Origin of the sequence: Citreimonas salinaria, from assembly GCF_900107235.1 — a bacterium.
Classification (GTDB): domain Bacteria; phylum Pseudomonadota; class Alphaproteobacteria; order Rhodobacterales; family Rhodobacteraceae; genus Citreimonas; species Citreimonas salinaria.
Genome location: NZ_FNPF01000001.1, coordinates 42,367 through 69,088 on the forward strand (window position 1 = coordinate 42,367; position 26,722 = coordinate 69,088).

The 26,722-nt window shown below is 66.2% G+C and carries 30 protein-coding genes and 2 pseudogenes; 13 read left to right on the top strand and 19 right to left on the bottom strand.

All coding sequences use genetic code 11. From position 1 onward, the window contains the following. Positions 1-98: 98 nt before the first annotated feature. Together BLW27_RS00190 and BLW27_RS00195 are read left to right on the top strand one after the other, a co-directional pair. Positions 99-1,259, top strand: a complete 1,161-nt coding sequence (locus BLW27_RS00190; protein WP_089877444.1) for a pyridoxal phosphate-dependent aminotransferase — start codon at positions 99-101, stop codon at positions 1,257-1,259. A gap of 100 nt (positions 1,260-1,359) precedes the next feature. Continuing rightward, entirely contained in the window at positions 1,360-2,859 is a 1,500-nt protein-coding gene (locus BLW27_RS00195) for a DNA recombination protein RmuC (protein WP_089877447.1), read from the top strand. 236 nt (positions 2,860-3,095) lie between these two features. Here BLW27_RS00195 and BLW27_RS00200 read toward each other — a convergent pair whose 3' ends face one another. The 6 genes and pseudogenes from BLW27_RS00200 to BLW27_RS00220 all read right to left on the bottom strand — a co-directional run bounded on the left by BLW27_RS00200 (position 3,096) and on the right by BLW27_RS00220 (position 5,788). After that, positions 3,096-3,536: a hypothetical protein gene (locus BLW27_RS00200; RefSeq protein WP_143042180.1), complete on the bottom strand. Its 441-nt coding sequence runs from the start codon at positions 3,534-3,536 to the stop codon at positions 3,096-3,098. Then, entirely contained in the window at positions 3,537-3,683 is a 147-nt protein-coding gene (locus BLW27_RS21085) for a hypothetical protein (RefSeq protein WP_177177776.1), read from the bottom strand. A gap of 4 nt (positions 3,684-3,687) precedes the next feature. After that, entirely contained in the window at positions 3,688-4,020 is a 333-nt protein-coding gene (locus BLW27_RS00205) for a response regulator (protein WP_177177777.1), read from the bottom strand. Positions 4,021-4,121: 101 nt separating this feature from the next. Further along, positions 4,122-4,574 (bottom strand): GGDEF domain-containing protein, encoded by a 453-nt coding sequence (locus tag BLW27_RS00210; protein ID WP_089877455.1) that lies wholly within the window; start codon positions 4,572-4,574, stop codon positions 4,122-4,124. Between the two features lie 25 nt (positions 4,575-4,599). After that, positions 4,600-4,779, bottom strand: a pseudogene (locus BLW27_RS22040) (hypothetical protein); the annotation flags it as partial. Next, the gene (locus tag BLW27_RS00220) at positions 4,709-5,788 is read right to left on the bottom strand and encodes a histidine kinase N-terminal 7TM domain-containing protein (protein ID WP_177177778.1); all 1,080 of its coding nucleotides are present in this window, start codon (positions 5,786-5,788) and stop codon (positions 4,709-4,711) included. The pseudogene BLW27_RS22040 and the gene BLW27_RS00220, both read right to left, overlap by 71 nt. Before the next feature lie 242 nt (positions 5,789-6,030). Between BLW27_RS00220 and BLW27_RS00225 the strand changes: the two genes are divergently transcribed. The 3 genes from BLW27_RS00225 to BLW27_RS00235 are packed head-to-tail and all read left to right on the top strand — an operon-like array spanning position 6,031 to position 10,095. Then, positions 6,031-6,687 carry an ABC transporter ATP-binding protein gene (locus BLW27_RS00225; RefSeq protein ID WP_089877461.1) on the top strand — a complete coding sequence of 219 codons (657 nt, stop codon included), beginning with the start codon at positions 6,031-6,033 and terminating at the stop codon, positions 6,685-6,687. Then, positions 6,684-9,071 carry an ABC transporter permease gene (locus tag BLW27_RS00230; protein WP_089877464.1) on the top strand — a complete coding sequence of 796 codons (2,388 nt, stop codon included), beginning with the start codon at positions 6,684-6,686 and terminating at the stop codon, positions 9,069-9,071. Before BLW27_RS00225 ends, BLW27_RS00230 begins: the two co-directional genes overlap by 4 nt. Continuing rightward, positions 9,061-10,095, top strand: coding sequence for a lipocalin-like domain-containing protein (locus BLW27_RS00235; RefSeq protein ID WP_089877468.1), 1,035 nt, complete (start codon positions 9,061-9,063; stop codon positions 10,093-10,095). Before BLW27_RS00230 ends, BLW27_RS00235 begins: the two co-directional genes overlap by 11 nt. On the opposite strand, the gene BLW27_RS00240 is transcribed toward BLW27_RS00235, so the two are convergent. The 6 genes from BLW27_RS00240 to BLW27_RS00265 are packed head-to-tail and all read right to left on the bottom strand — an operon-like array spanning position 10,089 to position 14,485. Continuing rightward, entirely contained in the window at positions 10,089-10,970 is an 882-nt protein-coding gene (locus BLW27_RS00240; protein ID WP_089877472.1) for a metal ABC transporter substrate-binding protein, read from the bottom strand. The two genes, BLW27_RS00235 and BLW27_RS00240, sit on opposite strands and share 7 nt — an antisense overlap. Continuing rightward, entirely contained in the window at positions 10,970-11,314 is a 345-nt protein-coding gene (locus BLW27_RS00245; RefSeq protein ID WP_089877476.1) for a hypothetical protein, read from the bottom strand. The genes BLW27_RS00240 and BLW27_RS00245 overlap by 1 nt, the downstream gene beginning before the upstream one ends. Then, the gene (locus tag BLW27_RS00250; protein ID WP_089877479.1) at positions 11,311-12,075 is read right to left on the bottom strand and encodes a DUF4198 domain-containing protein; all 765 of its coding nucleotides are present in this window, start codon (positions 12,073-12,075) and stop codon (positions 11,311-11,313) included. Before BLW27_RS00250 ends, BLW27_RS00245 begins: the two co-directional genes overlap by 4 nt. 27 nt (positions 12,076-12,102) lie before the next feature. Next, positions 12,103-13,254, bottom strand: coding sequence for an ABC transporter permease (locus BLW27_RS00255; RefSeq protein ID WP_089877481.1), 1,152 nt, complete (start codon positions 13,252-13,254; stop codon positions 12,103-12,105). Then, on the bottom strand, positions 13,251-13,913 hold the full coding sequence (locus BLW27_RS00260) for an ABC transporter ATP-binding protein (RefSeq protein WP_089877484.1): 663 nt from the start codon (positions 13,911-13,913) through the stop codon (positions 13,251-13,253). Before BLW27_RS00260 ends, BLW27_RS00255 begins: the two co-directional genes overlap by 4 nt. Then, complete coding sequence (locus BLW27_RS00265; RefSeq protein ID WP_177177779.1) at positions 13,910-14,485, bottom strand: hypothetical protein; 576 nt, start codon at positions 14,483-14,485, stop codon at positions 13,910-13,912. Before BLW27_RS00265 ends, BLW27_RS00260 begins: the two co-directional genes overlap by 4 nt. Before the next feature lie 279 nt (positions 14,486-14,764). Between BLW27_RS00265 and BLW27_RS00270 the strand changes: the two genes are divergently transcribed. Together BLW27_RS00270 and BLW27_RS21865 are read left to right on the top strand one after the other, a co-directional pair. Further along, positions 14,765-15,340 (top strand): hypothetical protein, encoded by a 576-nt coding sequence (locus BLW27_RS00270; protein ID WP_089877491.1) that lies wholly within the window; start codon positions 14,765-14,767, stop codon positions 15,338-15,340. Positions 15,341-15,428: 88 nt separating this feature from the next. After that, positions 15,429-15,662: an HGGxSTG domain-containing protein gene (locus tag BLW27_RS21865; protein ID WP_281242699.1), complete on the top strand. Its 234-nt coding sequence runs from the start codon at positions 15,429-15,431 to the stop codon at positions 15,660-15,662. 425 nt (positions 15,663-16,087) lie between these two features. Here BLW27_RS21865 and BLW27_RS20545 read toward each other — a convergent pair whose 3' ends face one another. The 6 genes from BLW27_RS20545 to BLW27_RS00300 all read right to left on the bottom strand — a co-directional run bounded on the left by BLW27_RS20545 (position 16,088) and on the right by BLW27_RS00300 (position 21,504). After that, positions 16,088-16,384 (bottom strand): hypothetical protein, encoded by a 297-nt coding sequence (locus BLW27_RS20545; protein ID WP_143042182.1) that lies wholly within the window; start codon positions 16,382-16,384, stop codon positions 16,088-16,090. 640 nt (positions 16,385-17,024) lie between these two features. Continuing rightward, the gene (gene rfbA, locus BLW27_RS00280; protein WP_089877498.1) at positions 17,025-17,900 is read right to left on the bottom strand and encodes a glucose-1-phosphate thymidylyltransferase RfbA; all 876 of its coding nucleotides are present in this window, start codon (positions 17,898-17,900) and stop codon (positions 17,025-17,027) included. Beyond that, positions 17,897-18,736, bottom strand: a complete 840-nt coding sequence (gene rfbD, locus BLW27_RS00285) for a dTDP-4-dehydrorhamnose reductase (RefSeq protein WP_089877501.1) — start codon at positions 18,734-18,736, stop codon at positions 17,897-17,899. The genes rfbA and rfbD overlap by 4 nt, the downstream gene beginning before the upstream one ends. Further along, a complete protein-coding gene (gene rfbB / locus BLW27_RS00290; RefSeq protein WP_089877504.1) occupies positions 18,733-19,776 on the bottom strand; it encodes a dTDP-glucose 4,6-dehydratase in 1,044 nt (347 codons plus the stop codon). The genes rfbD and rfbB overlap by 4 nt, the downstream gene beginning before the upstream one ends. Further along, positions 19,773-20,339 carry a dTDP-4-dehydrorhamnose 3,5-epimerase gene (gene rfbC, locus BLW27_RS00295; RefSeq protein ID WP_089877507.1) on the bottom strand — a complete coding sequence of 189 codons (567 nt, stop codon included), beginning with the start codon at positions 20,337-20,339 and terminating at the stop codon, positions 19,773-19,775. The genes rfbB and rfbC overlap by 4 nt, the downstream gene beginning before the upstream one ends. A 148-nt stretch (positions 20,340-20,487) precedes the next feature. Further along, positions 20,488-21,504 carry an NAD-dependent epimerase/dehydratase family protein gene (locus BLW27_RS00300; RefSeq protein ID WP_089878645.1) on the bottom strand — a complete coding sequence of 339 codons (1,017 nt, stop codon included), beginning with the start codon at positions 21,502-21,504 and terminating at the stop codon, positions 20,488-20,490. Positions 21,505-21,781: 277 nt separating this feature from the next. Between BLW27_RS00300 and BLW27_RS00305 the strand changes: the two genes are divergently transcribed. The 3 genes and pseudogenes from BLW27_RS00305 to BLW27_RS22045 all read left to right on the top strand — a co-directional run bounded on the left by BLW27_RS00305 (position 21,782) and on the right by BLW27_RS22045 (position 22,447). Next, entirely contained in the window at positions 21,782-22,087 is a 306-nt protein-coding gene (locus BLW27_RS00305) for a glycosyltransferase family protein (protein WP_089877510.1), read from the top strand. Between the two features lie 8 nt (positions 22,088-22,095). Next, positions 22,096-22,224 (top strand): annotated as a pseudogene (locus BLW27_RS00310) (GDP-mannose 4,6-dehydratase); the annotation flags it as partial. 1 nt (position 22,225) lies between these two features. Continuing rightward, positions 22,226-22,447: a sulfotransferase gene (locus BLW27_RS22045; protein ID WP_177177780.1), complete on the top strand. Its 222-nt coding sequence runs from the start codon at positions 22,226-22,228 to the stop codon at positions 22,445-22,447. On the opposite strand, the gene BLW27_RS00315 is transcribed toward BLW27_RS22045, so the two are convergent. Beyond that, positions 22,428-23,639: a nucleotidyltransferase family protein gene (locus BLW27_RS00315; RefSeq protein ID WP_177177781.1), complete on the bottom strand. Its 1,212-nt coding sequence runs from the start codon at positions 23,637-23,639 to the stop codon at positions 22,428-22,430. The genes BLW27_RS22045 and BLW27_RS00315 overlap by 20 nt on opposite strands. Before the next feature lie 206 nt (positions 23,640-23,845). Between BLW27_RS00315 and BLW27_RS00320 the strand changes: the two genes are divergently transcribed. Genes BLW27_RS00320 through fcl form a run of 3 tightly spaced genes read left to right on the top strand, consistent with a single transcriptional unit; the run spans position 23,846 to position 26,713 of the window. Next, the gene (locus BLW27_RS00320; protein WP_245710722.1) at positions 23,846-24,589 is read left to right on the top strand and encodes a glycosyltransferase family 2 protein; all 744 of its coding nucleotides are present in this window, start codon (positions 23,846-23,848) and stop codon (positions 24,587-24,589) included. Between the two features lie 8 nt (positions 24,590-24,597). Next, positions 24,598-25,722: a GDP-mannose 4,6-dehydratase gene (gmd, locus tag BLW27_RS00325; protein ID WP_089877517.1), complete on the top strand. Its 1,125-nt coding sequence runs from the start codon at positions 24,598-24,600 to the stop codon at positions 25,720-25,722. 13 nt (positions 25,723-25,735) lie between these two features. Continuing rightward, positions 25,736-26,713, top strand: coding sequence for a GDP-L-fucose synthase (gene fcl, locus BLW27_RS00330; protein WP_089877520.1), 978 nt, complete (start codon positions 25,736-25,738; stop codon positions 26,711-26,713). Positions 26,714-26,722: the final 9 nt, after the last annotated feature.

Below are 26,722 nucleotides of genomic sequence, written 5' to 3' on the forward strand. Positions count from 1 at the left end.
GTTGAGGGGCATATACGCGCGCGCCGCGCAAAGCGCAAGCCCGAAGGATGGACACGTGCCGCGGCAGACCGGATAAGGCATCAAACGGAGGGGACGCCATGAAATTCGCGCAATCCATCGCCCGGCTGGGCACCGAATCCGCCTTCACCGTGCTGGCCCGCGCCGGCCGCCTGCAGGCGCAGGGGCGCGACATCATCAACCTGGGCATCGGGCAGCCCGATTTCCCCACGCCTCTGCACATCGTCGAGGCGGGGGTAAAGGCCCTGCGCGACGGGCACCACGGCTATACGCCGGCAGGCGGCCTACCCGCGCTGCGCGAGGCGGTGGCAGCCGACCTGCACCGCCGCCACGGCGTCGATGTCGATCCCGGCCGCGTGATCGTGGTTCCCGGCGGCAAGCCCACGATGTTCTACGCGATGCTGCTTTTCGGCGAACCCGGCGCCGAGATCGTATATCCCGACCCCGGCTTTCCGATCTACCGCTCGGCGATCGAGTTCACCGGCGCGAAGGCCGTCCCCTACGCCCTGCCCGAGGCCACAGGCTTCGCCTTCTCCGCGGCAGACGTCCTGTCGAAGATCACGCCCGCCACGCGCCTGCTGATCCTCAACTCGCCGGGCAACCCCACCGGCGGCGTCACCCCACGCGCCGAGATCGACAAGCTGGTCGACGGGTTGGCAGAGCATCCCGAGGTGGTAATTCTGTCCGACGAGATCTATTCCCAGATGCTGCATGGCGGCCGCGATCACGTGTCGCTGCTGCAGTACCCCGAGATCGCAGACCGGGTCATCATGCTCGACGGTTGGTCGAAGACCTATGCGATGACCGGCTGGCGTCTGGGCTACGCGGTATGGCCCGAGCCCTGCGTCGATCCCGTCACGCGGCTGTGCATCAACGATCACTCCTGCGTCAACGCCAGCGCTCAGCTCGCGGGAATCGCCGCGCTGACTGGCCCTCAGGGCGCGGTCGAAGTCATGCGCGCCGCGTTCGAGACCCGCGCGCGCGCCGCCTGCGTCGCGCTGAACGCGCTGCCCGGCATCCGCTGCGCACAGCCAGCGGGCGCCTTCTACCTGTTCCCCAACGTCGAAGGCACCGGCATGACCTCGGCCGAGGCGCAGGACCGGTTCCTCGAACATGCGGGCGTGGCGACCATCGCCGGCACCGCCTTCGGCGCGGCGGGAGAGGGCTTCGTCCGGCTGTCGGCGGCGGCCTCGGAGGCCGACATCGACCGCGCGATCGAGAAGATGCGCGCCGTGCTCTAGCGGTTTTTCTTGATTTTCGGCCCACTTCGCGCGACGTTCCTGTTTCATTCCGCCGCGATCCCGAAGCGGATAAGAACGGCGGTCGAGGCAGGAGCGGATCATGGACTTTCTCGATGCGCTGATGGCGCAGGCTGCGGCGATGGACCCGCTGCATTGGACGTGGATCGCGCTGGCCGGTCTGACCGCCCTGCTGCTGGTCGGACGGCGCAACCGGCCGCTGCACGACCGTATCGCCACGCTCGAAACCACGCTGGCCGACCGCGACGCCGCCCTGCGCGACGCGCTGGCCCGCGCCGACCGGGCCGAGACTCTGGCCGAGGCCCGCGCCCAGCGGATCGAGGCGCTGGAAGACGATTGCGACGGCTTGCGCGACGCGCTTGAAGCCGCGCGAAGCGACGCGGCAAGACTGGACCGTGACCTCGCCCGCCTCAACAGCGAAAGCGCCGCCACGCTGCGCGCCGCGGACGAGAAGATCGCCCTGCTGACTCAGATGCGCGAGGAAATGGCCACGCGCTTCCGCGACCTGTCGCGCGAGACGCTGCGCAGCCAGGGCGAAGAGATCGCCAAGTCGAACATGGAGCGCCTGAAGGCGACGCTGTCGCCGCTGCACGAACATGTCGGCCATTTCGAGAAGGCGCTGAAGGCGATGCACGAATCGTCGCAGAGGGAGCGCACCGAACTGAAGCTCGAGATCACGTCGCTGACCCGCCGGACCGAACAGATCTCGGCCGAGGCGGTGGCTCTGACCCGTGCGCTGCGCTCGGACCAGCAGAAGCAGGGCGCCTGGGGCGAGATGGTGCTGGAACGCATCCTCGAGGATTCCGGCCTGCGCGAAGGCGCCGAGTACGAGGTGCAGGCCCACCGGACCAGCGATGGCGGGCGGTTGCGGCCCGACGTCGTCGTCAACATTCCGGGTGGCAAGACGCTCGTGATCGACGCCAAGGTGTCGCTGACCGCGTACACGGATCTGGTCAACGCGCAGGACGACGACACCGCCGCCTCGGCCGCGCGCCGGCACATGGCGTCGCTGCGCGGCCACATCGACACGCTCGCATCCAAGAGCTACCACGCCGCAGAGGATCATTCCGTCGACTACACGATCCTGTTCGTCCCGATCGAAGGCGCGTTTTCCGAAGCCCTGCGGCTGGACGGCACGTTGACGACCTACGCGCTGGAGCGACACGTTACCATCGCCACGCCGACGACGCTGATGATGGCGCTGAAGACGGTTGCGCACGTCTGGGCGGCCGAGCGGCGCAACCGCAACGCCGAGGCGATCGCGGATCGCGCGGGAAAGCTCTACGACAAGGTCAGCGGCTTCGTGGACAACATGGACGAGATGGGACGCCGGCTGGGCCAGGCACAGGACGCCTATGGCCGCGCCTTCGACCAACTGTCGCGCGGACGCGGCAACGTTCTGGGGCAGATCGACCAGCTTCGCGCGCTGGGAGCACGCACGAGCAAGACCCTGAAAGCCGACTTCGATGCAGAGGACGGGCACGATGCACTGACCGGACAACCATCTGACGAAGGTCCCGGGGCTTCGGCTTCGGTCAACCCACGCCGCTCACCTGTCGGTGCGCTGGACGAGCAGGACTGACGAGCGTTCAGCGAAAACATCCAGTCCATGGGTTCGCGCGGTGCCCGCCAACAAGGGGATGCGGGCGGCGACGTGGTCGCAGGCGACGTCTCCGCCGATCATCGCATCGCACGCCGCGTACAACGTACAGGGTCATGGTCAGCCTGGCGCGCGATCGGCCCACGCCGTGGGCCATTCAGGCGCAGGGCCAGCCTTTTGTCGGACTCACCGCTCCACTCCTCCAACTCACGATCGCCTCAGGCTGCGTCCAGACGAGGCACCGAGCGGCGCGCCCGCACGAGCAGGTCCTGCCCCTCGCACGGATCGTGTCGACTTGGCCGGATCATCTCTCCGACGCGCAGGCGGCGACACAGATCCGGTGCGTGCCCGGCAAAATGATGCAGCGCCGCCATCGCAGCATCGATCGCCTGGCTGATCACTTCGCCCTCGACCGGCCGCGCTTCGCCCAGCAGCGCGACGAAATCATCGCGCCCCGCATAGGCAAGTGTCGGGCGCATTGGCCGCATGACGTCTATGACGTCTATGACGGTGTCTGCCACGTCGCTCAGCAGATCGACGAAGGCTCTTCGTTCGAGCGCGTCGAACAAAGCGAGTCCGTTCTCGAGGTGGAAACACAGCGCTGCCGAGTTCATCACGCCCTGCCGCGCCTTGTACTTGACCATGTTCTGGAGCGGCACCTAATCGACCAGCATATCGGCGCGCGGCAGAGGAGCGGGTTCGTCGAAGGCAAGTCGGGACAGGTCCTGCCGGTCGCTGTGGCTCATCACCGCGCGCAACGTGTCCAGGCGGTTGCCTTCCTTCAGAAGGCCAACCGCCCCGTCCATCCGGTCACGCAATTCCTTGGGCGAGATCGGTTTGGAGACAAAATCCGTCGGCGCCGGCGTCGAATGCGTCCTTTACGACACATTCCGGCGTGCGCGCGGCGGTGATCATCAGGATCGGCGTGCGTTCATAGCCAGGGCGCGCGCGCAACCGGCGCACCACCTCGATCCCGGACAGGTCAGGCATCTGGATGTCGACCAGCACGCAATCGAACGGGAGCAGAGCCGCTTCAACTGCCGCAAGGCATTCTGCGGCGCCGCCCGCCGTCGTGACGCCGGCAAGGCCCATTTCCGTGAGGAATGCCGCGTAGATCCGGCGAGTCGAGGGATCGTCATCCACCAGGAGAACGCGAATCCCGAATTGCGAAGGCGTGAAAGCCATGAGGAAATCCGCAGGAGAAACTCCGGGATAATGCGGGCCGAGGTGTTAAGAAACCAATACTACGCTTCGGGATCCGTCTCGGGCAGACGGTTTGGACAGATGGCGCCGCTGCCCGCGCCGGGGGCGCCCGGGACACCAAGATCGATCCAAGGGATGCTGTGTCGGCCGGTGACAACGCGATCGCGCCCGTCTGACTTGGCCTGCAGCAGGCGGGTGTCCGCTGCGCGGTAAATCGACTCGAAATCCGGGCCGTCCGCGGGCAGGGTTGCGACGCCCGCCGAGAACCCGATCGCCGGCGCATCGAGTTTGTGCAAGTCCACCGGGCGGCCGACCACTCTTCGGACGTCGGCCAGCCGCCGCAGCAACGACTGTTCGTCGGCGCCGGACATCAGGACCAGGAATTCCTCGCCGCCCAACCGGAACACCGCGTCGACCTCGCGGAAGCGTGCGCGCAGCGCGCGCGGCAGGTTGACCAGCACCCAGATCGCCCACGTCGTGTCCGTGGCGGTCATTGATGGCCTTGAAGTGATCGACGTCCAGCAACGCCGCAAGCAAGGGTTCCCCGGAAGCTGCCATCGTGCCGAATCTTCGCGTCAGCGCGCGCCGGTTGAGCAACCCCGTCAGCGGGTCCAGCTGCGCCGACGTCTCAGCCTGCCGGCGCGCGGTCTCGGTAAGGCGCGCGATCCGTTCCAGCGCCCGTTCGCGCGCCCGCGACACGCTGACGTCCTGCGCCGAGAACAGCCAGCCCAGCGGTTCGTCGACGGGGCCGAAGACCGGGCGCACCGGGCCGACCGAAGTCATAATACCGCAGGCCGAATGGCTGGGCGATCAGCCGACCGTGGTCGGTGTCGCGGCAGGCATGGAATCGTGCAATCAGCTCTTGCATGATCTCCGCTTCGCTGCGCTGGTCGCCTTCCTCCGAAAGCATCCGGACGGCTGCAGCGTTCGAGGGGATGACCTCGAACTCGCGGGTGACGACGAAGATCGCCTGCGGCAGCGTGTCGATCACCTGGCGGCGGGCGATCGCCGACACGTTCAGCGCGCCGCCACCCAGCAGCATGATGCCGTAGGCCCCCACCGCCACGGCGAACAGGAAAGGGGTCGGATCATAACCGGCCAAGCTGAAGCCGCCCAGCGTATAAGCCAGATTGCCGACGATCGGGATTCCCGTCACCGCCAGCAGCAGTACGACTTGCGGGCGCTGGTAGCGCGCGCCCTTGCGATAGGCCCGCAGCAGGATGATCAGCGCCCAGATCAGGAAGAAATAGAGGTAGGCCGCAGCCGCGACGAAGCCGATGCCGCGGTCGTGCAGCACCTCTCCTTCCACCAGCCGCGTTCCGGGGCCGTAGAACAACCCGTGCGCCGGACTTGTCAGCGCAAGCACGCTGACCCCCGCCGGCACGACAAGGTACTTGAATACCCGCACCGGCCAGGTGAAGGGCGCCCTGCCCCGCTGCTGCGACAGCAGAAAGATCAGCCACGCAGTGGGGACAAGCGTGATTCCCGCGTGGATCAGTCCGCCGAAGAACAGCTTGCATCCCAGCATGTCGACGGACAGTTCGAATGCCGCGAAGACCAGCCACCACAACATGCCGAGATTTGCCATGAAAAGCGCGGTGCGGCCCGGGAAGCGCTGCATTGCCATCAGCCACAGCGTCAGCGGGCACAGGGCGACAGCCAGAAGCAGCGCGGCAATCGACACGCCCGACCAGGCCGTGGATTGCATGCAGGTCCCGAAAGTCTCCAGAAGTATCACGCGCAGGCGCTCTCGTTGGTCTGCGATCGTTCTTGCCCCGGCAGGGGAAAGACCACCCGACTGGCCCGAACGCGCTGTCCGTCGTCCTAGGGCGACGAGCGAGTGTTGTCCACTTTTCCTGCTTTGCCTGCCGCCGGCGTGACCGGATGCCGCCGGGGCGGCCCTTCCAATATTCGACCCGCGCGATAGCTTGACCCGGTGAAGGAGAAGCCATGCTGCTTGCGCTCGACAAGGTGACGAAATCCTACGCCGGCGCCGACGGTCCTGTGCCTGTGTTGAGCGGCATCGACCTGGCGCTGGACGCGGGCGAGACGCTGGCGCTGACCGGCGAATCCGGTTCGGGCAAGAGCACGCTTCTGCACATGATCGGCGGACTGGACACCCCCGAAGCAGGGACGATCCGGCTGGCCGGGCAGGACGTGACGGCGCTGGACGACCGCGGCCGGGCGGCGCTGCGGCGCGGGACGGTCGGGCTGATCTTTCAGCAGTTCAACCTGATCCCCTCGCTCGACGTGGCCGCGAATATCGCCTTTCAGGCGCGGCTGGCCGGCCGGCACGACCCGGCCCGCGCCGACCGGTTGGCCGATGCGCTGGGGTTGCGATCGCAGTTGCGCAAGTATCCCGAGCAGCTGTCGGGCGGGCAGCAGCAGCGCGTTGCCATTGCCCGCACGCTGGCCGCCGCCCCCGCGCTGGTGCTGGCGGACGAACCCACCGGCAATCTGGACGAGGCGACGGCCGCGCGGGTGCTGGACCAGATGCTCGCCCTGGTGTCCGAAACCGGCGCCGCGCTTCTGATGGTGACGCATTCCGCCGCGCTCGCCGCCCGGATGGGGCGCCGCGCGCATCTCAGCCGCGGCCGGCTGGCATGAACCGGGCGGCGCTGCGGGCGCTGTGGTCGCACTGGCGGCGCAACCCGCTGCAATTGTTCACACTGGTCGCGGGGCTGGCGCTGGCCACGGCACTGTGGTCCGGCGTGCAGGCGATCAATGCCGAGGCGCGCGCCAGCTACGACGCCGCCGCCGGAACGCTGGGCCAAGGCCGCCACGACCAGCTGCTGCCCGCCGCTGGCGAAACCGCGGACCAGGCGGTGTATCTCGCGCTGCGCCGCGCCGGTTGGCAGGTTTCCCCGGTGGTCGAAGGGCGCCTGCGGACCGAATCCGGCAGCGTGCGCGTCGTCGGGCTCGAGCCCCTCACCGCGCCCGAGGGCATGGCGCGAGCCGCGACACCGGGCGAAGGCGACCTGGCCGGCTTCCTGTCCGACCCACCGCTGGTCGCGGCCCCGGACGTGGCGCGCATGCTGGGCGCAACGCATGGCCCGGTGGTCGAAGACGCGTCGGTCGCACCGGGTACTGTGCTGACCGACATCGGAAAGGCGCAGCGCTTGCTTGGCTTCGACGGGCGCGTCAGCCGATTCATCGTCCTGGGCTCGCAGCCGCTGAACCGCCCCCCGCTGGATGCCGTCGCGCCCGGGCTGGTGCGTCAACCGGCGCAGGGCGGGTCGGATGTGGCAAGGCTCACCGACAGCTTTCACCTCAACCTGACGGCGTTCGGCCTGCTCAGCTTTGCCGTCGGCCTGTTCATCGTGCACGGCGCGATCGGCTTGGCGTTCGAGCAGCGGCGCGGCATGGTCCGCACGCTGCGCAGCCTCGGGGTGCCGCTGCGCAGACTGATCGCGCTGATGGCGGCGGAGTTGCTGGCGCTGGCGCTGTTCGCCGGTGCCGTCGGCGTGGCGCTGGGCTATGCCATAGCGGCCGCGTTGCTACCCGACGTGGCCGCGACGATCGAGGGGCTCTATGGCGCACAGGTTTCGGGCAGCGTGCGAGTGCGTCCGGAATGGTGGCTGTCGGGGCTGGCCATCACACTGGGCGGCGCTGCCCTGGCCTTGCTGGATGCGCTGTGGCGAATCGCGCGCATGCCGATCCTGGCAGTAGCCGGCGGCCGCGCTTGGGCACTGACCGGCGCCCGGGCGCGGCGTTGGCAGACAGCGGCGGCGGTGCTGCTGCTGACGGCTGCGGGCGCACTGACGGTCGTGGGCGACGGTCTGGTCGCGGCCTTCGCCTTGTTGGGCTGCCTGCTGATCGGCGCGGCGCTGGCGCTTCCGCCGGTTCTGGCGGGACTCCTGACGCTGGCCGAGCGGCGCACCCGCGCGGCGCTGTGGCAGTGGTTCTGGGCCGACACGCGCCAGCAGATGTCGGGCCTCAGCCTGGCGCTGATGGCGCTGCTGCTGGCGATGGCGGCGAATGTCGGCGTCTCGACCATGGTTTCGAGCTTCCGGGTGACCTTTACCGAGTTCCTCGACCAGCGACTGGCGGCGGACCTGTACGTGGCCACCGAGGACGCCGCCGCGCTGGAATCCTTTGCTGCGCCGATGACGTCCGAGATCATGCCGAGCCAATCAGTTGAGACACGCCTTGCAGGCCTTCCGGCCGAGCTTTACGGCGCGCGCATTGGCATGACCTACCGCCGGAACTGGCGCTTTCTGTTCGCCACCGATGCGCCTTGGGATGCGGTCGCCGAGGGCACGGCGGTAATCGTGAACGAACAGCTTGCCCGGCGGAGCGGCCTTTGGGTCGGCGACACGCTGGCGGTGGCGCCCGAGGTCAGGCTGCCGATCGCGGGCGTGTTCGGCGATTACGGTAACCCGATCGGGCAGGCCATCATTGCTGAACCCCTGTTCAGCGCCCTCTTCCCCGAGGTCACGCCAACGCGCTTCGGCCTGCGCACAGACGATCCGTCCGACCTGCGGCGCGCTCTGATCGACGATCTCGGCCTGCCGGAATCCGCCATCACCGACCAGGGCGCGCTGAAGGCGTTCTCGCTTCAGGTGTTCGAGCGGACCTTCACCGTGGCCGGGGCGCTCAATGTGCTGACGCTGGCGGTGGCGGGGTTCGCGATCTTCATGTCGCTGCTGACGCTGGCCGCGATGCGCCTGCCGCAACTGGCGCCGGTCTGGGCGTTGGGGCTGCGGCGGGCCGACCTCGCCTGGCTCGAGCTGTTGCGCGCGGTGGTGCTGGCCGCGCTGACGGCGGTGATGGCGGTGCCTCTGGGGCTGGCGCTGGCCTGGGTGCTGCTGGCCCTCGTCAACGTCGAGGCGTTCGGCTGGCGGCTGCCCATGTTCCTGTTCCCGCTCGACTACCTGAGGCTGGCGGGCGTTTCCCTCGTGGCCGCAGCGCTGGCCGCCGCGTGGCCCGCGCGAAGGCTGGCCCGGACGCCACCCGCCATGCTGCTGAAGGTGTTTGCCCATGAATGCTAGGATCATCGCGTTTTGCCTCTGGCCGCTTCCGGCCCTCGCGCAGGGGTTCGCCGGCATGGGATCGGACGCCGAGGGCTTCACGAACCCGGTGCCCGGCCATGCCTTCGAATTTCCGGCCGATCACGGCCCGCACCCGGATTTCCGGATCGAATGGTGGTACCTGACCGCGAACCTGCAGGCCGCCGACGGCACGCCCTACGGCCTGCAATGGACGCTGTTCCGGTCGGCCCTCGCCCCCTTCGAGGCCGAGGGCTGGGACAGCCCGCAGGTCTGGTTCGCCCATGCCGCCGTAACCTCGGAAGGCGCGCACCTTGTGGCCGAGCGCTTCGCCCGAGGCGGCATCGGGCAGGCCGGCGTGACGGCCGAGCCGTTCGATGCTTGGATCGACGACTGGCGCCTGTGGGGGCCGGATTTCGACGACCTGCGCCTGATGGCCACGGGCCCGGACTTCGCCTACGACCTCGCGCTCGACGCGCAGGGGCCGCTGATCTTTCACGGCGACGGCGGCTATTCCGTGAAGTCCGAGGCCGGCCAGGCCAGCTACTACTATTCGCAACCCTTCTTCGACGCGCACGGTACGATCACCCTGCCCAGCGGCGTCGTGGAGGTGACGGGCACCGCGTGGCTTGACCGCGAGTGGTCGTCGCAGCCGCTGGCGTCGGGCCAGACCGGGTGGGACTGGTTCTCGCTGTCGTTCGACAGCGGCGCCAAGCTGATGGGTGCTCGCATGCGCGGGGCCGACGACGCGCCCTACACCGCGGCCACCTGGATCGAACCGGACGGGTCGAGCACCGCCTATACCGATGGCGCCTTCACCGCGGAGCCGCTTGAGCAGACCGAGGTTGGGGGCCGCACCGTGCCCACGCGCTGGCGCGTCACCCTGCCGGACCGCGGGCTCGACGTCACCGTAGCGGCGCTGAACCCGCAGGCCTTCATGACCACCGCCGTGCCCTACTGGGAGGGTCCGGTGCGCGTGCAAGGCAGCCACGCGGGACGCGGCTACCTCGAGATGACCGGCTACTGAGCCTCGAGCGCGTCCAGCACGTCCGACATGACCGACAGGAAATCGCCCTCTCTCGGAGGCGCGGCGAGCGGCGGAAAGACGACTGAACGCAGGCCCATGTCTTCCGCCCTCGCCAGCGCCTCGTCGCGGGGCGCGGCCTCCCACACGAGGGTCTCGGCGCCCGTCTCGGCCTGCAGGGCCGCCAGTGCGTCCCATTGCTCGGCCGAGGGCATGGCCCCTGCCTCCCATCCCAGCGACTCGATCGTCAGCCCGTAGGCGCGGGCGAAATACTGGTAGACCGGGTGCGTCGCGAGGATCGTCGTGTTCTCGAGCCCCGCGGCCACCGACTGCGCCCGTGCGTCCAGCGCCATCAGGTCGTCGCGCAGGGCGGCTCGGTTCTGCGCGATCCGGTCCGCGATGTTGCGCATCCGTCTTTGCATGAAGACCGCCAGCGCGTCCGTCTGGTCGGCGGCGATGGCGAAATCCAGCCAGGTGTGGCTGGCGATCGCGTCGTGGGAATGCTCGTCCCCGTCGCCGTGGCTGTGGGTGATCGCGTCGGTCCTGATGTATCGGTCCTCGAGCCCGCGCGTGGTGTCGACAGTGGCCGAGCGCGGCAGCGACACGCGCGTGGTCCACTGCGCGAAGCCCGCACCGTTGAGCGCGATCACGTCGGCCTCCTGAATGCCGCCGATCTCGGAAAGGCTCGGTTCCCAGAACGCCGGGTCCGCGCTTTCGAGCACGGGGTAGCGCACGTCGACCGCATCGCCGCCCAGCCGCGCGGCGAAGTATGCCAGAGGGTAGTTCACGGGCACCACGACAGGCCGGTCCTGCGCGCTGGCGGGCGAAGCCAGATGGGCCGCCAGCAGCGCGCCCGCGATTGCCAGAACTCGAAGCATCACTCTTCTTCCTTCCCGCGCGCGATGTCGCCGGGGGTCAGCAGCCAGTACTCGCTGTGGCCCTCGCTGACCGTCACGTCGATCCGCATGCCGGTGTCCGCGATGCCGTCGGGCAGCGGGAACGCGGTCTCTCCGTCGTCGTCCAGCGGCACCGTCCAGATCGGCGCGCCCTCGGCATCGCTCAGCGCGATCTCGCCCGACACGGGCGCGCGCCCGTTCGAGAACGTCGTCTCGACCACGACCGACTCTCCGTCGACGCGGGCGAAGACGCGCAGGTCGTGCGCCATCGCTGGCCCCGCCAGCGCGCCCAGCGCGACGGTGGCCAGAAGCGTCCCGCGGATCATTCGGCGCTCCACGGCTCGAACTGCACCCAGATCACCGCGCCCAGCTCGTGCGCCTTCGCCTCGCCGTCGCGCATCATCGGCTCGTCGGCGGAGTTGAGCGCAGCGAAGCCCCACCAGCCCGGCGCCGGCACCGCATAGGTGAAGACTCCGTTGTCGTCGGCCCTGATGGTCTGCGTCACCATCAGGTCGGACGGCGCGGTCGCGCCGGCCTGATTGTAATGCTCGACCTCGACCTCGGCATGCGCGACGGGAATGCCGTTCAGTTTCACGACGCCTTGGAAGACGTTGCCGGTCCACAGGCCGAAGGGCCGGGAGAGCGGCACGATCTCGGTCTTGAGGCCTAGTTCGGTGTCCCAGCCGGAATCGTCGCCATAGGCGGACACGTAGGTCTTGGTGTAATGCGTGATGAAGGCGTCTTCCTCGGGCTCCCAGTAGGGCTGGGGCGTCATGGCGAAGACATGCGTGCCCGGACGGTCGAGCGCGTATTCAAGGGTGTAGCCGGGATGGTCCATCACGGTTGCCAGGGTTAGCTGGTCCAGCAGGTCCGTGGTTTCGCCCTCGTGCGTGACGGTGAAAGCCTCGGGGCGCTCAAGATCCATGCCGATCCCCTCGAACGGGTGAGAGAAGGAAAGGGTCAGGTCCACGGACCGGCCGTCTTCCTGGCTGATCATCGGATCGGACGGGATGATCATGCCGTAATGGGCCCAGAGCGGAGCGGCGGCCAAGCAAATCGCCGTGACAAGCGAGGCTGTGCGGATCATGGGACGGTCAACTCCTTTTGTATGCAATCATTGGGCGATCAGCCATGTGAGAAGGGTATTGCTGCGCGACTGCACGACGATGACGATGCCCTGCGCCATCAGCAATGCTGCGCCCAGCAGAATGGCAATTTCGGCGCCCGCCAAGCGCAGGATCATGCCCCGCCCGGCGCCGATGCGACGCGCGGTGTCCAGTTCCGGCGCCCGCAGCCGCCAGGCGAGAAAAAGCGCCAGCGCCACCGCAGCGGCCGCCGCGAGCCCTACGAGCCCTGCCACCGCGTCCAGCAGCGCCGCGATGCGGAAAATGCGCTCGACCAGCCGGTCGACCACGTCGGACGGCACCACAAGTTGCAGCGGGTTCTCGGGCTCCAGATAGCGCCCCCGCAGGATCGTTTCGGAGCGCGTGTCGTATGGCTCGATCAGAACCGCCGTCAGCGGGTAGTCTTCCGGCGCTCCGTGGAAATGGAAGCTGTCGATGTTGTCGGGCGTGATGCGGTTGTACTGCTCCAGTGCTGCGCTGGCGGTGACCGGATCGTCGCCCTCGGCCACCACGTCCTGATGGCCGTGACCGATGCCCGCGATGACCCAGGTGGTCTTGACGTCGGTCAGCACGGCCTCGTCATCCGGGGTGCCGGTGGGCGCCAGCACCCCAGTGACGGTCATCTCCAGCGGATAGACTCCGTCGAGGTCGAACAGGTTTTCCGGTGCGGACACGATCGTGTCGCCGGGGGAAAGGTTCAGGCGCCGCGCGACCGACGCGCCGAGCACCGCCTCGCCCAGCACGGCGAAACGGCGGCCTTGCGCGATCTCGAGACCGCGGAACGAGAAGTAGTCAAGCGTGGTGCCGACGATCCGCGCGCCGCTGGCCGTGAACATCGTGTTGAGCGGGATCGGCAGCGCGAGGTCGCTTTCCCAGACGGCCTCGGCCGCCTTCATCGTGACCGGCTGCGCGCGGTCCTCGCCGAAATACAGCGCACCCATCACGAGGTCGATCTGGCTGCCGCGCGCTCCCAGCACCAGCGGCGTCGCATCGGCCCGCGCGGTCAGCGACTGCTCGGATCCGCGCAGCAGGGTCTGGCTGACCAGCGGCACGGCCAAGATCACCGCGGCGACCAGCACCATCACGACGCTGCGCGCCCAATGCCAGCGCAGATGCGCGAAGGCGAGGAAGGCCGCGTTCATGCCGCCCTCCGCAACTCGGAAAAGTCGATCACCCGGTCGAAGCGGGGCAGCAGCGCGTGGTCGTGGGTGACCGCAAGAATGGTGGCGCCGGCCTCGGCCGCGCGTTCGAACAGCAGGTCAAGGATCAGCGTCTTGGTGTGGGGGTCTAGGTTGCCGGTCGCTTCGTCCGCCAGGATCAGCCCCGGCCGGGTGACCAGTGCCCGGCAGATCGCAACGCGCTGCTGCTCGCCCTGGCTCAGCGCGCCTGGATGGCGGTCCAACCGGTCCTCGATTCCGCAGGCGGTGGCCAGCGCCTCGGCCCGGGCGCGCACCGCGTCGTCCAGCACCAGCCCCGGCGCGATGCGGTAGGGATAAAGGACATTCTCGCGCGCGTTCAGGTAATCCATCAGCGCGAAGTTCTGGAAGATGAAACCGATGCGGCGGGCGCGGAATGCGCGGCGCTGCGTGTCGCTCAGGGCCGACAGGTTCTGCCCGTCGACCGTGACGTGGCCACGCGCCGCCACCTGCAACCCCGCGACGAGGTTCAGCAGCGTCGTCTTCCCGGTGCCCGAGGATCCGACCACCGCCACGCGCGCCCCCCTTTCTATCGTCAGGCGCGGCACGTCCAGCCGGAAGCCGCCGCGCGGATAGGCAAAGTCGAGATCTGCGATGTCGATCACTGTCCCGCTGCCCCCCCGGCATCCGCCGTGATCCGTTCGGCATCGGTCAGGGTGAAGCGGGTGATCCGCCAGGCGCCACTTTCGGGCGTCATCTCGAACCGGGCGGAATAGGTGTTGTCGCGAACGTGGCGGTGCCCCTCGTGGCCCACCAGCCCCATGACGTGCCACGTGGCGTCCATCCAGACGCCGCCCTCGAACTGGCGCGCGTCGAGGTCCAGCATGTCCATCTCGAACACGGTCTGGTCTGGCTCGTAATCCACGCCTGCCATTGCGCCCATGCGCTCCAGGTACAGCGTCACCAGCGCCTCGCCGCCAGCGACCATCGCCAGCGTGTCGTAGATCTCGCCTTCGTCCGTGCGGCCGAAGGCGTCGTAGATCACCGCTAGGTAGTCGGGCGCCACGCGCGCCGCGTCCTCGGCCAGCGCCGGTGCCGAAAGCGCCGGGCCCGCAGCGGTCGCATAAGCACCGCCCTGGTCCGCGACACTGCCCAGTGCCGCGACGCCCAGCGCCGCAAGGCCAAGCGAGGTCGCCATGATCGTGCCGGTGCGCAATGCGTCGTCTCCCGTCTTCACTCCACCCCGTGGCACCATCTAGGGCCTCCGCGCGCCGTGACGAGGGCGACGCGCGCGATCCGGCCATGGTCGGTGCGTTGCGCATGAAGCCTACCAGACTGGCCACTCATAATCTGTTAGGCGGCAGGTAAAACTCGCTCGAACCCTATCACGGGGGAGGGGGGGGAAGTAAAAAACTGAAAAACGACCCCATGCACAGTACGCCGAGGATACATATCCCCTTCAATTGGCTTTCAAGACACAGTATCGTCCTAGCAATTGTGAACACAGGCTTCGAGCATGAAAAAGACATCGAGACAGAAGAAAGCCGCGGAGTCCCCAAAAACCTTTGGTGCCGCGGCACCCGCCGCATTAACCTCTTCACCAGCGCACGAGTTCATATCCGACCAGCACGCGAGAGAAGTTCTGGGCGTCACAGACAATGACGTCTTGGCCCGGCGGGTTAACGATGTCGCTAACCTGCTTTACCTTCGCGCGGGGATGGACGAGGCCGAACGCAACGCGCGTGTCGCGCGCGCCATCGAACTCTACAACAGTATAGCGCCTGCTGATGGGCTGGAAGGAATGCTGGCAGAGCAGATGATCGCCACACACGCCACGATACAAGAGTGCCTGCGCCGGGCAAAGCTAAGTAAGCAGACTGATGATAGGACGATAAAGCAGGCCGAGAAGTTAATGTCGCTTTACATAAAACAACTGGGCGCCCTCGACAAGTACCGCGGCCGGGGCCAGCAAAAGGTCATTGTAGAACACGTTCACGTGGAAGCCGGCGGCCAAGCGATCGTAGGCCAGGTCACCACAGGTCAACCGCCAGTTTACCAAAACGACAGTTCCAAAACGGCAAAAACTAGGTAGCGGGATCAGACTTCACAGAAGGGCTGAAGCGCGTTCATTTAGGCTATAGGACATTACGGCGAAGATGCACCAACGCAATACTGGGCCTATGCGCTCCAGCCTGCGCTGCGGCGCTCTAACGCGGCGTGGCACCTCCTGTCAGGCTCCAGCTATGGCAGGCCGCACGAGATGCCGCATGCATGGCGGAACAGCGAGTAGTGGGGCAAAAACAGGTAACAAAAATGCCTTGAAACACGGCGGCACGACGCACGAGGCGAAGGAGTTGCAGCGTTACATTCGCGCGCTTGCTCAGCGAACAAATGAGATCATCGACGAAATGTGAGGTCCTGGTTCCGCCAGCAGAAATCGATGAATCCGTGTGGCCACAAGACCAACGCCCTCCGCTGCGCTCGACGTTCATTCATATGCATTCCATCTCGCGGCAACTATAATAATAATGAATACCTATCCTGAAGTCCGCCGCCGCTTTGGCGCACCCACTACGCATCCGGCACGAAATCCTGGGCTCTACTTCTATAACAAATTGATCGAAAGCACGTTCCGAAGGAAGGAGATGAAAATTTGAGAAAACGCGTTGTCCTCCTGATCACGCGATGATCGACCGGCATACCCCTACGGATTCAGTACCAATATTCCACCACGTGTAGTCATTGAGATTTTTCGCGGCCGGACCGCGCCAGAGTGTGCGAAACAGGTATCAAAATAAAGTTTATTGACGCCGTTGGAGCGATGGGCCTTGGTCAATCCCTACGAGGCTTTTGCCTTCAGTAGCGTTGATATGGCCCCGGGAAATTCGTAGGCAACAAGAGCCAAGATTGCAAGTACGCAACCAGCCGGACCAATTTTCCCAGTGTTCGGATCAACGAGCCACTCGTCAATCAGCTCTAGCAATGACGCCGGATCGCTGGCGTCCGGATCTTCCTCATCATGACCCTCTTTTGATAGCTTCTCTAAAGACGAGATCGCATGAGCAGTCAATTTCTTAAAGTCTGTAATCTCGTAGCTGATGACGACTTTGACAACCATACTTGCGTTGCGTTCCATTCAATAATCTCTCATCCCATAAGCTACCGTGGCGATACTCAGGAACCGGCTCATCTAGAAACTACGAGCACCAGAGGATCGGCCACCTCAGTAGATAGATAGCGCAAGCCAATTAGCCCCGCAATATTATTGAAATACGAGTATCTAGCGAGAGTTATCATTTACATGACAATGCGACACAGCGATGTCGAGATATCTCAACTCTCAGAATAAGAGCCGTCTTCTTCGGCTTCGCCGATTACTGGTCGAAGGTGAAAGCGCATCCGAGGCTGCCGATTCCGGCGGCGTGGGGGCTCGAAGAGCGGAAGGCGGAGGGCAGATTGCACGGTATGAGCGGCCTCCAGCGCAGGAGGAACAGGTTGCCGAGGGCTAACAGCGTGAAGAGCCGCGCCCGGCTCATCGCGAGGCCACAGTGGCGGTTCTTGAGATACCGAATTGTCGCCCGATCATCCGGAAAAGATGCTCGACCCGGGCGCGCGCCATCGCGATGATCCAATCGATACTTTTGTCGGTAGGGAGCAGAGCGCGCCACTCTTCGGCACGTTGCGAGCACTCACTGACACTCTCAAGCGCAGCATATTTCTTTGTTATGGCTGCTCACTTGGACAAGAAGCTGCTCCTACAGCTGGTGACGTTCCAATTAGTCGACGAGCAACTGGCTGAGATATGTGCCGTAGGCAGTCTTGGAAAACAGCGCGGCTCGCGCAGCCAGCGCCTCGGCGTCGATCCAGCCCATCTGCCAGGCGATTTCCTCGGGGCAGCCGACCTGCTGGCCCTGCCGCGCCGACAGGGTGCGAACGAAGTTGCCCGCGTCCAGCAGCGACCCGTGCGTGCCGGTGTCCAGCCAGGCATAGCCGCGCCCCATCTGGCGCACGGTCAGCGCGCCGTCGTTCAGATACATCTGCAACAGTGACGCGATCTCCAGCTCGCCACGCGACGAGGGCGTGACCGCGCGGGCGCGGTCGGGCGCGGTTCCGTCGAGGAAGTACAGCCCCGTCACCGCGTAGGGCGACGGAGCCCGGGCCGGTTTTTCGACGATGGCGCGGGCGGTGCCGTCGGGCGCGAAGTCGACCACGCCGTAGCGTTCGGGATCGGCCACGCGGTACCCGAAGACGGTCCCCCCGGTGACGGCTGCGTCGGCGGCGCGCAGGTGGTCGGGCAACCCGTGCCCGAAGAAGATGTTGTCGCCCAGAACCATCGCCGACGCGGCCCCCTGCAAGAAGTCCCGCGCCAGAAGGTAGGCCTGCGCCAGTCCGTCGGGCGACGGTTGCGCGACATACTCGAGCCGCAGCCCCCATTGCGCCCCGTCGCCCAGCGTGCGTCTGAACTGCTCCTGGTCCTGCGGCGTGGTGATCACGCAGATCTCGCGGATGCCGGTCAGCATCAGCACGCTCAGCGGGTAGTAGATCATCGGCTTGTCGTAGACCGGCAGTAGCTGCTTGCTGACGCCCATGGTGATCGGGTGCAGCCGCGTTCCGGTCCCACCGGCGAGGATGATGCCCTTGCGGTCGGTCAATGTCCCAGTTCCTTCAGCACGGTGCGCAGACCAGCGCGCCAGTCCGGCACGGGAATTTTGAAGTCCCGCATGATCGCCGCGCAATCCAGCCGGCTGTTCAGCGGTCTGGGCGCGGGTGTGGGGTATCGGGCAGTGGTGACCTCGTCGATCAATGTGTCGCGCCCGGCCGCGTCGAAGATCTCACGGGCGAACCCCGCCCAGCTGACATGCGGCGCACCCGCCAGGTGATAGGTGCCGCCTCGGTGACCGTCACGCAGCGCCTGGGCCATGTGCAGCAGGGCGCCAGCGACGTCGGCGGCCGGTGTCGGCCCGCCGACCTGATCGGCCACGACGGACACGCGGTCGCGGGTGTCCGACAGGCGCAACATCGTCCTGACGAAATTCGACCCGTGCGCCGAGAACACCCACGACGTGCGCAGGATGACGTGCGGCCCGCCTGCGGCCCGCACCGCGTGCTCGCCGGCCAGCTTGGTGCGACCATAGGCGCCCAGCGGCGCCGGGGCATCGTCCTCGTGCCAGGGCGTGGTGCCGGTACCGTCGAAGACGTAGTCGGTGCTGACGTGCACCAGCGGGATGTCCCGCGCGGCGCAGGCGCGCCCCAGGGCACCCGGCGCTTCGGCGTTGAGCACGAGGGCATCGGACTCGGCCGTCTCGGCGGCATCCACGGCGGTCCAGGCGGCGGCATTGATCACCGCGAGGGGGTCGTGGGCGTCGATGGCGCGGGCTGCTGAATGCGGGTCGCGCAGATCAAACGCGTCGCGGCCAAGCGCGGTGACGCCGCCCACCCGCCGCAGCTCGGTCGCGACCTGACCCGAATGACCAAAGACCAGGATCATCCGCCGGTTCCAAGCCGGCGCCCCACGCCGTCGCGGCCCAGCAAAGCGCGCCACCAATCTTCGTGTTCGAGATACCAGTCGACGGTGCGCGCCAGCCCCTGCTCCAGCGTCACCGAGGGGCGCCAGCCCAGTTCGTCGCGGATGCGCGTCGCGTCGATGGCGTAGCGCGCGTCGTGGCCGGGCCGGTCGGGCACGAAGGTTATCAGGTCGGCGTGCGTGCCGTCCGAGCGCGGGCGCCGGTCGTCCAGGATGGCGCAGATCGTTCGCACCAGGTCGATGTTGCTGCGCTCGGCCCCGCCGCCGATCGCGTAGCTGCGCCCCGGCGCGCCGCGTTTAAGCACCGTCAGAAGCGCCTCGGCGTGATCTTCGACGTAAAGCCAGTCGCGCACGTTCGACCCGGCGCCGTAGACCGGGATCGGCCGGCCGGCGAGCGCGTTCAGGATCACCACCGGGATCAGCTTTTCGGGAAAATGGTATGGCCCGTAATTGTTCGAGCAGTTCGATACCACGACCGGCAGGCCGTAGGTCGCGCCCCAGGCGCGCACTAGGTGATCCGATGCCGCTTTCGACGCCGAGTAGGGCGAACGCGGATCGTATGGCGTGGCTTCGGTGAAGCGGCCGAGGGCGCCCAAGCTGCCGAACACCTCGTCGGTCGAGACGTGGTGGAACCGGAAGGCATCGGAGCGGCCTCGCGCCTCCCAGTAAGCGCGCGCCGCCTCGAGCAGGTGGAAGGTGCCGGCCACGTTGGTTTCGACGAAGGTGCCGGGCCCGTCGATCGACCGGTCGACATGGGTTTCCGCCGCCAGGTGCAGCACCGCGTCGGGATCGTGCGCGGCGAAGATCCGGTCCAGCGCGGCGCGGTCCCGAATATCGGCGCATTCAAACGCATATGCGGGTTCGTCCGCCACTGCGGCGACGTTGTCGAGACACGCGGCATAGGTCAGCGCATCGACGTTCACCACCGAATGGCCATCGGCCACGGCGTACCGGACAACCGCCGATCCGATGAAGCCCGCTCCGCCCGTCACGAGGATCTTCATGCGGGGGCCATGACGAACGGACTTGTGAAATCGGCCCAGCATGGTGCGCCCGCGTCCTTTTCGGACAGGACGGGCGGGGCGTCCAAGGCGGGCCAGACTATGGCGAGGCCGGGATCATCCCAGCGCAGGGCCGTCTCGCTTTCGGGTGCGTAGAAATCGGAGCATTTGTAGACGATCTCGGTCTCGGGCTCCAGCGTCATGAAACCGTGGGCAAAACCCTCGGGGATGAAGACCTGCCGGCCGTTCTCGGCCGAAAGCTCGAACCCCGCCCAGCGCCCGAACGTGGTTGATCCGACGCGCAGGTCCAATGCCACGTCGAACAGGCGGCCCCGACCGCAGCGCAAGAGCTTGGCCTGCGCGTGCGGCGGCGCCTGGAAATGCAGACCGCGCACGGTGCCGGCATGCTCCGAGACCGAGTGGTTGTCCTGCACGAAGACTGTGTCGATGCCGGCCCGCGCGTAGGTGCGGGCATTGAAGGTTTCGGCGAAGAAGCCGCGCGCGTCGCCGTAGCGGCGCGGCGTGACCAGGCAGAGACCCGGAAGGTCCGTAGGCTCGATCCGCATGTCCGCCGCCCCTCGCCTGTTCGGTGCGCGCCCCGCGCGCTTTTCAGCGCGCCGATCCAAGCCGTTCGCACCCGCGGCGTCAACGCCTGCGCACGCACGGCCGCCATGGTGTCGCAGCGCGGTCACGAACCTCGGTCACGAGCTTCGGTCAGGCCACGTCGTAGTAGTCCCGATACCATTCGACAAAGCGCCGAACCCCGTCGCGCATGTCGGTTTTCGGACGGTAGCCGGTCAGACGTTCCAGCAGTGTGGCGTCGGCCCAAGTGGCCGGCACGTCGCCCGGCTGCATGTCCATGAAGTTGCGGGTGACCGGCACGCCCAGCGCCTCTTCGACCGCGTCGACGAAATCCAGCAGCCGCTCGCTTTTCGAATTGCCGATGTTGACCACGCGGTAGGGCGCGACGGGCGACAGGCTGTCACCCTCCTCGATCGCCTCGGGACTATCGGGGCGGACGGGCGGGGCATCCATCAACAGGCGGATCGCGCGCACGAGATCATCGACATAGGTGAAGTCGCGAAACATCTCGCCGTGATTGTAGACGTCGATCGGACGGCCGTTCAGCGTGGCCTCGACGAACTTGAACAGCGCCATGTCGGGACGCCCCCAAGGCCCGTAGACGGTGAAGAAGCGGAACATGGTCGTCGGCAGGTCGTAGAGATGGGCGTAGCTGTGGCCCATCGCCTCGGTCGCCATCTTGGTCGCGGCGTAGATCGTCATCGGCGTGTCGACACGGTCGGTCTCGCGGAAGGGCATATCGGTGTTTGCGCCGTAGACCGACGACGTCGAGGCCATCATCAGGTGCTTCACGCGATGACGGCGCGCGACCTCCATGACGTTGAAGGTGCCGACGACGTTGGCGTCGACATAGGCGCGCGGATTTTCCAGGCTGTAGCGGACGCCCGCCTGTGCCGCGAGATGCACGATCACGTCCGGTTCGAACCCGTCCATAGCGGCGTCCAGCGCCTCGCGGTCCTCGAGCATCGCCTCGGACGCGGAAAAGTCGGGCTTCTGCGACAGCATCGCGTGCCGGCGCGCCTTCAGCCGGACGTCGTAGTAGTCGGTCATCCCGTCGAAGCCCGCAACGGCGTGCCCCTCGTCCAGCAGAAGCCGCGCGAGGTGGAAACCGATGAAGCCGGCGGATCCCGTAATCAAAATACGCAAAATATGGCCCTCGCACCGCCGTTGAAAGTCAACGTATTGGGTTTCATTCATGCATGCATCCTGTCAAGCACGCTCAAGCGCTTGTCCGCGTGCGTATCACACGTGGACAAGCCCAACCGAAAGCTTACTGAAACCGGGAGCGACGCGTCGTTGCTGGGCCGACCCTGATATTGACGGCGTCTATGGCGATCTGGACTATGTCGCGGCCGAGGATACCGCACGCGTCATCCGCCGCTGGAGGTCGGGCGAATACAGCCAGCGCAAGCTGCGCCAAGGCTGGATGCCTCCACATCCCACGCTGTACCTGCGGCGCGGCGTCTTCGACCGGCTGGGGCTGTACGACACCAGCTACCGCATCGCGGCCGATTACGACGCCATGCTCCGCTACCTCGTCCGCGGCAACCTTCGGCTGGCCTACGTGCCGCGCGTCTTCGTCAACATGCGGATGGGTGGCGAAAGCAACCGTTCTGTCGCAAAGATGGTGCAGAAAAGCCGTGAGGATTACCGCGCCATCCGGACCCACGGAGTCGGCGGCGTGGGGACGCTCGCGCTCAAGAACCTCGGAAAGATACGCCAATTCCTTTGAAGGATCCCATGACAAAACGCGCACTCATCACCGGCATCACCGGGCAGGACGGGTCCTACCTTGCCGAACTCCTCCTGGAGAAGGGCTACGAGGTGCATGGCATCAAGCGCCGGGCCTCGTTGTTCAACACCGCACGTGATGGGCCTGCCGCGGTCCGGGACGACGCTGGTCGATCTGGTTCTTGGCGCGCACCCGAAGGCCCGGGCGCTTGGGGAGATTGAACAGATCGGTCGCGGTGACCAGCCCGCCGACAATCCGGCCGCCCAACCAGGGAACCACGAGAACGGCCGCACTTTCACCCAGCGATGGGGCCACAGGATGCCGGTAGGAAACACCAGGCTCACGGTTTACCCTTCCTAAACACGTGCTTTGCGACGCCAGGGAGGATTCGCCTCAAGTACAGGACGGGCAACCAGTCGGCCCGTCCGCGCGAGAAGCGGGCGCGCATGTACTCCGGCGGTGGAAAGAAGATTTCGGAGAGACCTGTGACGCGCGTGAGCAGGCTCTGCGTCGCGACAAGGTTCATCAAAACCGCCCTTGCAGGGGCCGCGGCGATGTAGCGGGACACGCTTCCGGGCTTGGCAGATGCCAGGGCGCCCGCGATGTCGTCGGGAACGGTCGTGCCGAGGCGCGCATCTGAATCGGCTAGCGCGGCGCGGAGAATGTCGGAGATATCCCTTTCCGCGGCGCGCGCCACGAGACGCTCCTGCTCGTCGCGGTCAAGACTGCCGAAGAGAAGGTGGATGTCCATCAGCCATGTCAGGCTGTCGATGACCGGGTGCGCGACGCCGTTGAGATGGATCTTAGTCGGCCGGTCGATGTGCTTCTTGCGGTGAACTGCCGAGTACAGCAGCGCATCCACGGCACTAGGGCAACGCGCCTGCGCGTGAAGTGCCAGCACGGGCTGCGAGCGTGCGAGCAGTTCTGCGTGCGTGAAAATTCGCGCCAGAACCGGCGAGGAATCCAACCGCCAGTGCAGATCGATATCGTGCCACCCCCCATCCCGTCCCGACGCCCGAACGACGTCTCCGCGACCAAAATCGACCCCCCGGCGGTAAAGGGGCCGGCTGAAGCCAGCCTCTTCGAGGGCGGCGAATGCTTGTAGTTTTAGGTTTTCCTCAATCAGGATGTCGCTGTCGCCGCGCATCCGCGCCGCGGGACGGGGATAAAGCGTGTAGGCCAGCGCCGTGCCCTTCGTCAGGAGCGGGTGGAGGCCGGCCGCGTACAGTGCGTCGAGCGCCTGCGACACCACGCGCCTGTGCTGTTCCTCCCACATCTCGCGGGCGATCAAGGCTTTCCGAAGAAATTGCGCTAGATCGCTCGGCACCGCCGCCAAGTCGCTTTTCAGCGCAAGAAGCGGACCGAGACCATTGAGGTTGATCCTGTGAAAAAGCAGCGCCCGGTCGGCAGCCAGCGCACCATCACCTGGCCGCCCCGAGCCTAGCCAAGCAGCGAGCGACGCATCGACTTCCGTTTCCACCTCTGTGTCAGATCTTGGTACGGTCATCTTTTCATCAAGCAGTACGTGACGTAGTGCCTCGCGATTGAACAAGGCGCTATGGTTGGCGTTAGCCGCTATTGCGCCAAACCGCCACGCTTGAACCACATCGCGCCTGCTTGACCTGGGCGAAGCCGCCCATTTCCGCTGCACCGCAGAGGAAAGGTGGTTCGACAGCGACATAGAATTTGCGATGGACCTAGGACCCGTGTACGCATCCCCGCGTACCCGGTTCAGCCAAAGTGCAGAGGTGTCGCGAAATGCTGAAGATCTCGGTCGTGACAGCGGTCTTCAATCGCAAGCGCACCATTGCCGAGGCGCTGGACAGCGTGGCGTCACAGGATCATCCCGAAATCGAGCACGTCGTCCAGGACGGCGCATCGACCGACGGGACGATGGACATCGTCCACGCCCGGTCTCGCCCGTCGCTGCTGGTCCAGAGCCAACCAGACGCTGGCATCTACGACGGCATCAACCGCGGCATCGCCCGCACCTCGGGCGAGGTGGTCGGCCTGATGCATTCCGACGACCTGTTCGCCCACCGTTCGGTGCTGTCCTGGGTGGCCGAGGCGCTGGCCGACCCTGATATTGACGGCGTCTATGGCGATCTGGACTATGTCGCGGCCGAGGATACCGCACGCGTCATCCGCCGCTGGAGGTCGGGCGAATACAGCCAGCGCAAGCTGCGCCAAGGCTGGATGCCTCCGCATCCCACGCTGTACCTGCGGCGCGGCGTCTTCGACCGGCTGGGGCTGTACGACACCAGCTACCGCATCGCGGCCGATTACGACGCCATGCTCCGCTACCTCGTCCGCGGCAACCTTCGGCTGGCCTACGTGCCGCGCGTCTTCGTCAACATGCGGATGGGTGGCGAAAGCAACCGTTCTGTCGCAAAGATGATTCAGAAAAGCCGCGAGGATTACCGCGCAATCCGGACGCATGGCGTCGGTGGCGTGGGCACACTCGCACTCAAGAATTTCGGCAAACTTCGGCAATTTCTTTGAAGGATCCCATGACGAAACGCGCACTCATCACCGGCATCACCGGGCAGGACGGATCCTATCTGGCCGAACTCCTCTTGCAAAAGGGCTACGAGGTCCACGGCATCAAGCGCCGCGCCTCGTTGTTCAACACCGCCCGGATCGACCACATCTATCAGGACCCGCACGAGGCGCGGCCCAATCTGAAGCTGCATTACGGCGACCTGACGGACACGTCGAACCTGACCCGAATCCTGCAAGAGGTCCGCCCGGACGAGGTCTATAACCTTGGGGCGCAATCGCATGTGGCGGTCAGCTTCGAGGCGCCGGAATACACGGCCGACGTGGACGGCACGGGCACCCTGCGCCTGCTCGAGGCGATCCGCTTCCTGGGGATGGAAAAGACCTGCCGGTTCTATCAGGCATCGACCTCCGAGCTTTACGGCCTGGTGCAGGAAACCCCGCAGCGCGAGACCACTCCCTTCTACCCCCGCAGCCCCTACGCGGTGGCCAAGCTCTACAGCTACTGGATCACGGTGAATTACCGCGAGGCATACGGGATGTATGCCTGCAACGGGATCCTGTTCAACCACGAGAGCCCCCGGCGCGGCGAGACCTTCGTGACGCGCAAAATCACGCGCGGGCTGGCCAACATCGCGCAGGGCTTGGAAAGCTGCCTCTACATGGGCAACATCGACGCACTACGCGACTGGGGCCACGCCAAGGATTACGTCCGCATGCAGTGGATGATGCTGCAGCAGGAGGCGCCCGAGGATTTCGTGATTGCGACCGGCAAGCAGTATTCCGTGCGCGAGTTCATCATTTGGTCGGCCAGCGAACTGGGTATCGAGCTGGAGTTTTCGGGCAGGGGCGTTGACGAGATCGCCACCGTCGCCCGCGTCACCTCGGACATGGCGCCGGCGGTAAAGCCGGGCGACGTGATCATGCGCATCGATCCGCGCTACTTCCGACCCGCCGAGGTCGAAACGCTTCTCGGCGATGCGTCCAAGGCAAAGGCGAAACTCGGCTGGGAGCCCGAGATCACCGCCCGGGAAATGTGCGCCGAAATGGTCGCCAGCGACCTGCAAACCGCCCGCCGGCACGCCCTGCTGAAAGAGCACGGGCTGGACGTGCCGGTAAGCCTGGAAGACGGCTGAGGAGGGTAGACAGATGCTTAGGATCTACGTCGCCGGACATCGCGGCATGGTTGGGGGCGCGATCCTGCGCGCGCTCGAGGCGCGCCGGGACGCCGGCGAGGACCTGACGCTGCTGACCCGCACGCACGCCGAACTCGACCTGATCGACCGTGGGCAGGTGCGCGCCTTCTTCGATCGTGAACGCCCAGACATGGTGATCCTGGCCGCGGCGAAAGTCGGCGGCATCATGGCCAACAACACCTACCCGGCCGAATTCATCCACGACAACCTGATGATCCAGGCCAACGTCATCCACGAAGCCTGGCGCGCCGGCGTCACGAAGCTGCTGCAACTGGGCAGTTCGTGCATCTATCCACGTATGGCGCCGCAGCCCATGGCCGAGGACGCGTTGCTGACCGGCACGCTCGAGCCCACGAACGAGCCCTACGCCATCGCCAAGATCGCCGGCATCAAGCTGTGCGAAAGCTACAACCGGCAGTACGGCGTCGATTACCGCTCGGTCATGCCGACCAACCTCTACGGGCCCGGCGACAACTTTCATCCCGAAAACAGCCATGTCCTGCCCGCGCTGATCCGCCGCTTCACGGAGGCGCGCGAGGACGGCCGCGACAGCGTCACGATCTGGGGCACGGGCAGTCCACGGCGGGAATTCCTGCACGTGGACGACATGGCGCAGGCCAGCCTGTTCGTCCTCAACCTCGACCCAGAAACCTACGCTCGCGAGACCGAGCCGATGCTGAGCCATATCAACGTCGGCACCGGCTCCGACATATCGATCCTCGAACTGGCGCACATGGTGGCGCAGGTGACGGGGTTCGAGGGACGGATCGAAACCGACCCGACCAAGCCCGACGGCACGCCGCGCAAGCTGATGGATGTCAGCCGCCTCGACAGGCTTGGTTGGCGCGCCTCGATCGGTCTGGAAAACGGCATCGAAGGCACCTATCGATGGTTCCTGCAGCACCGCGACAATTTCCGCGGACGCGCCTGACGAAGGAAT

What these genes read in the sequence shown, in the direction of transcription:
- BLW27_RS00195 (WP_089877447.1), top strand. Translation starts at nt 1,360, where the DNA reads ATGGACTTTCTCGATGCGCTGATGGCGCAGGCTGCGGCGATGGACCCG.
- BLW27_RS00220 (WP_177177778.1), bottom strand. Translation starts at nt 5,788, where the DNA reads ATGCAATCCACGGCCTGGTCGGGCGTGTCGATTGCCGCGCTGCTTCTG.
- BLW27_RS00320 (WP_245710722.1), top strand. Translation starts at nt 23,846, where the DNA reads ATGCTGAAGATCTCGGTCGTGACAGCGGTCTTCAATCGCAAGCGCACC.
- BLW27_RS00270 (WP_089877491.1), top strand. Translation starts at nt 14,765, where the DNA reads ATGAAAAAGACATCGAGACAGAAGAAAGCCGCGGAGTCCCCAAAAACC.
- BLW27_RS21085 (WP_177177776.1), bottom strand. Translation starts at nt 3,683, where the DNA reads ATGGACGGGGCGGTTGGCCTTCTGAAGGAAGGCAACCGCCTGGACACG.
- BLW27_RS20545 (WP_143042182.1), bottom strand. Translation starts at nt 16,384, where the DNA reads ATGGAACGCAACGCAAGTATGGTTGTCAAAGTCGTCATCAGCTACGAG.
- BLW27_RS00230 (WP_089877464.1), top strand. Translation starts at nt 6,684, where the DNA reads ATGAACCGGGCGGCGCTGCGGGCGCTGTGGTCGCACTGGCGGCGCAAC.
- BLW27_RS00305 (WP_089877510.1), top strand. Translation starts at nt 21,782, where the DNA reads ATGCCTCCACATCCCACGCTGTACCTGCGGCGCGGCGTCTTCGACCGG.
- rfbB (WP_089877504.1), bottom strand. Translation starts at nt 19,776, where the DNA reads ATGAAGATCCTCGTGACGGGCGGAGCGGGCTTCATCGGATCGGCGGTT.
- BLW27_RS00235 (WP_089877468.1), top strand. Translation starts at nt 9,061, where the DNA reads ATGAATGCTAGGATCATCGCGTTTTGCCTCTGGCCGCTTCCGGCCCTC.
- BLW27_RS22045 (WP_177177780.1), top strand. Translation starts at nt 22,226, where the DNA reads ATGGGCCTGCCGCGGTCCGGGACGACGCTGGTCGATCTGGTTCTTGGC.
- BLW27_RS00225 (WP_089877461.1), top strand. Translation starts at nt 6,031, where the DNA reads ATGCTGCTTGCGCTCGACAAGGTGACGAAATCCTACGCCGGCGCCGAC.
- BLW27_RS00250 (WP_089877479.1), bottom strand. Translation starts at nt 12,075, where the DNA reads ATGATCCGCACAGCCTCGCTTGTCACGGCGATTTGCTTGGCCGCCGCT.
- BLW27_RS00190 (WP_089877444.1), top strand. Translation starts at nt 99, where the DNA reads ATGAAATTCGCGCAATCCATCGCCCGGCTGGGCACCGAATCCGCCTTC.
- BLW27_RS00245 (WP_089877476.1), bottom strand. Translation starts at nt 11,314, where the DNA reads ATGATCCGCGGGACGCTTCTGGCCACCGTCGCGCTGGGCGCGCTGGCG.
- fcl (WP_089877520.1), top strand. Translation starts at nt 25,736, where the DNA reads ATGCTTAGGATCTACGTCGCCGGACATCGCGGCATGGTTGGGGGCGCG.
- BLW27_RS21865 (WP_281242699.1), top strand. Translation starts at nt 15,429, where the DNA reads ATGCGCTCCAGCCTGCGCTGCGGCGCTCTAACGCGGCGTGGCACCTCC.
- rfbD (WP_089877501.1), bottom strand. Translation starts at nt 18,736, where the DNA reads ATGATCCTGGTCTTTGGTCATTCGGGTCAGGTCGCGACCGAGCTGCGG.
- rfbC (WP_089877507.1), bottom strand. Translation starts at nt 20,339, where the DNA reads ATGCGGATCGAGCCTACGGACCTTCCGGGTCTCTGCCTGGTCACGCCG.
- gmd (WP_089877517.1), top strand. Translation starts at nt 24,598, where the DNA reads ATGACGAAACGCGCACTCATCACCGGCATCACCGGGCAGGACGGATCC.
- BLW27_RS00255 (WP_089877481.1), bottom strand. Translation starts at nt 13,254, where the DNA reads ATGAACGCGGCCTTCCTCGCCTTCGCGCATCTGCGCTGGCATTGGGCG.
- BLW27_RS00210 (WP_089877455.1), bottom strand. Translation starts at nt 4,574, where the DNA reads ATGACCGCCACGGACACGACGTGGGCGATCTGGGTGCTGGTCAACCTG.
- BLW27_RS00240 (WP_089877472.1), bottom strand. Translation starts at nt 10,970, where the DNA reads ATGCTTCGAGTTCTGGCAATCGCGGGCGCGCTGCTGGCGGCCCATCTG.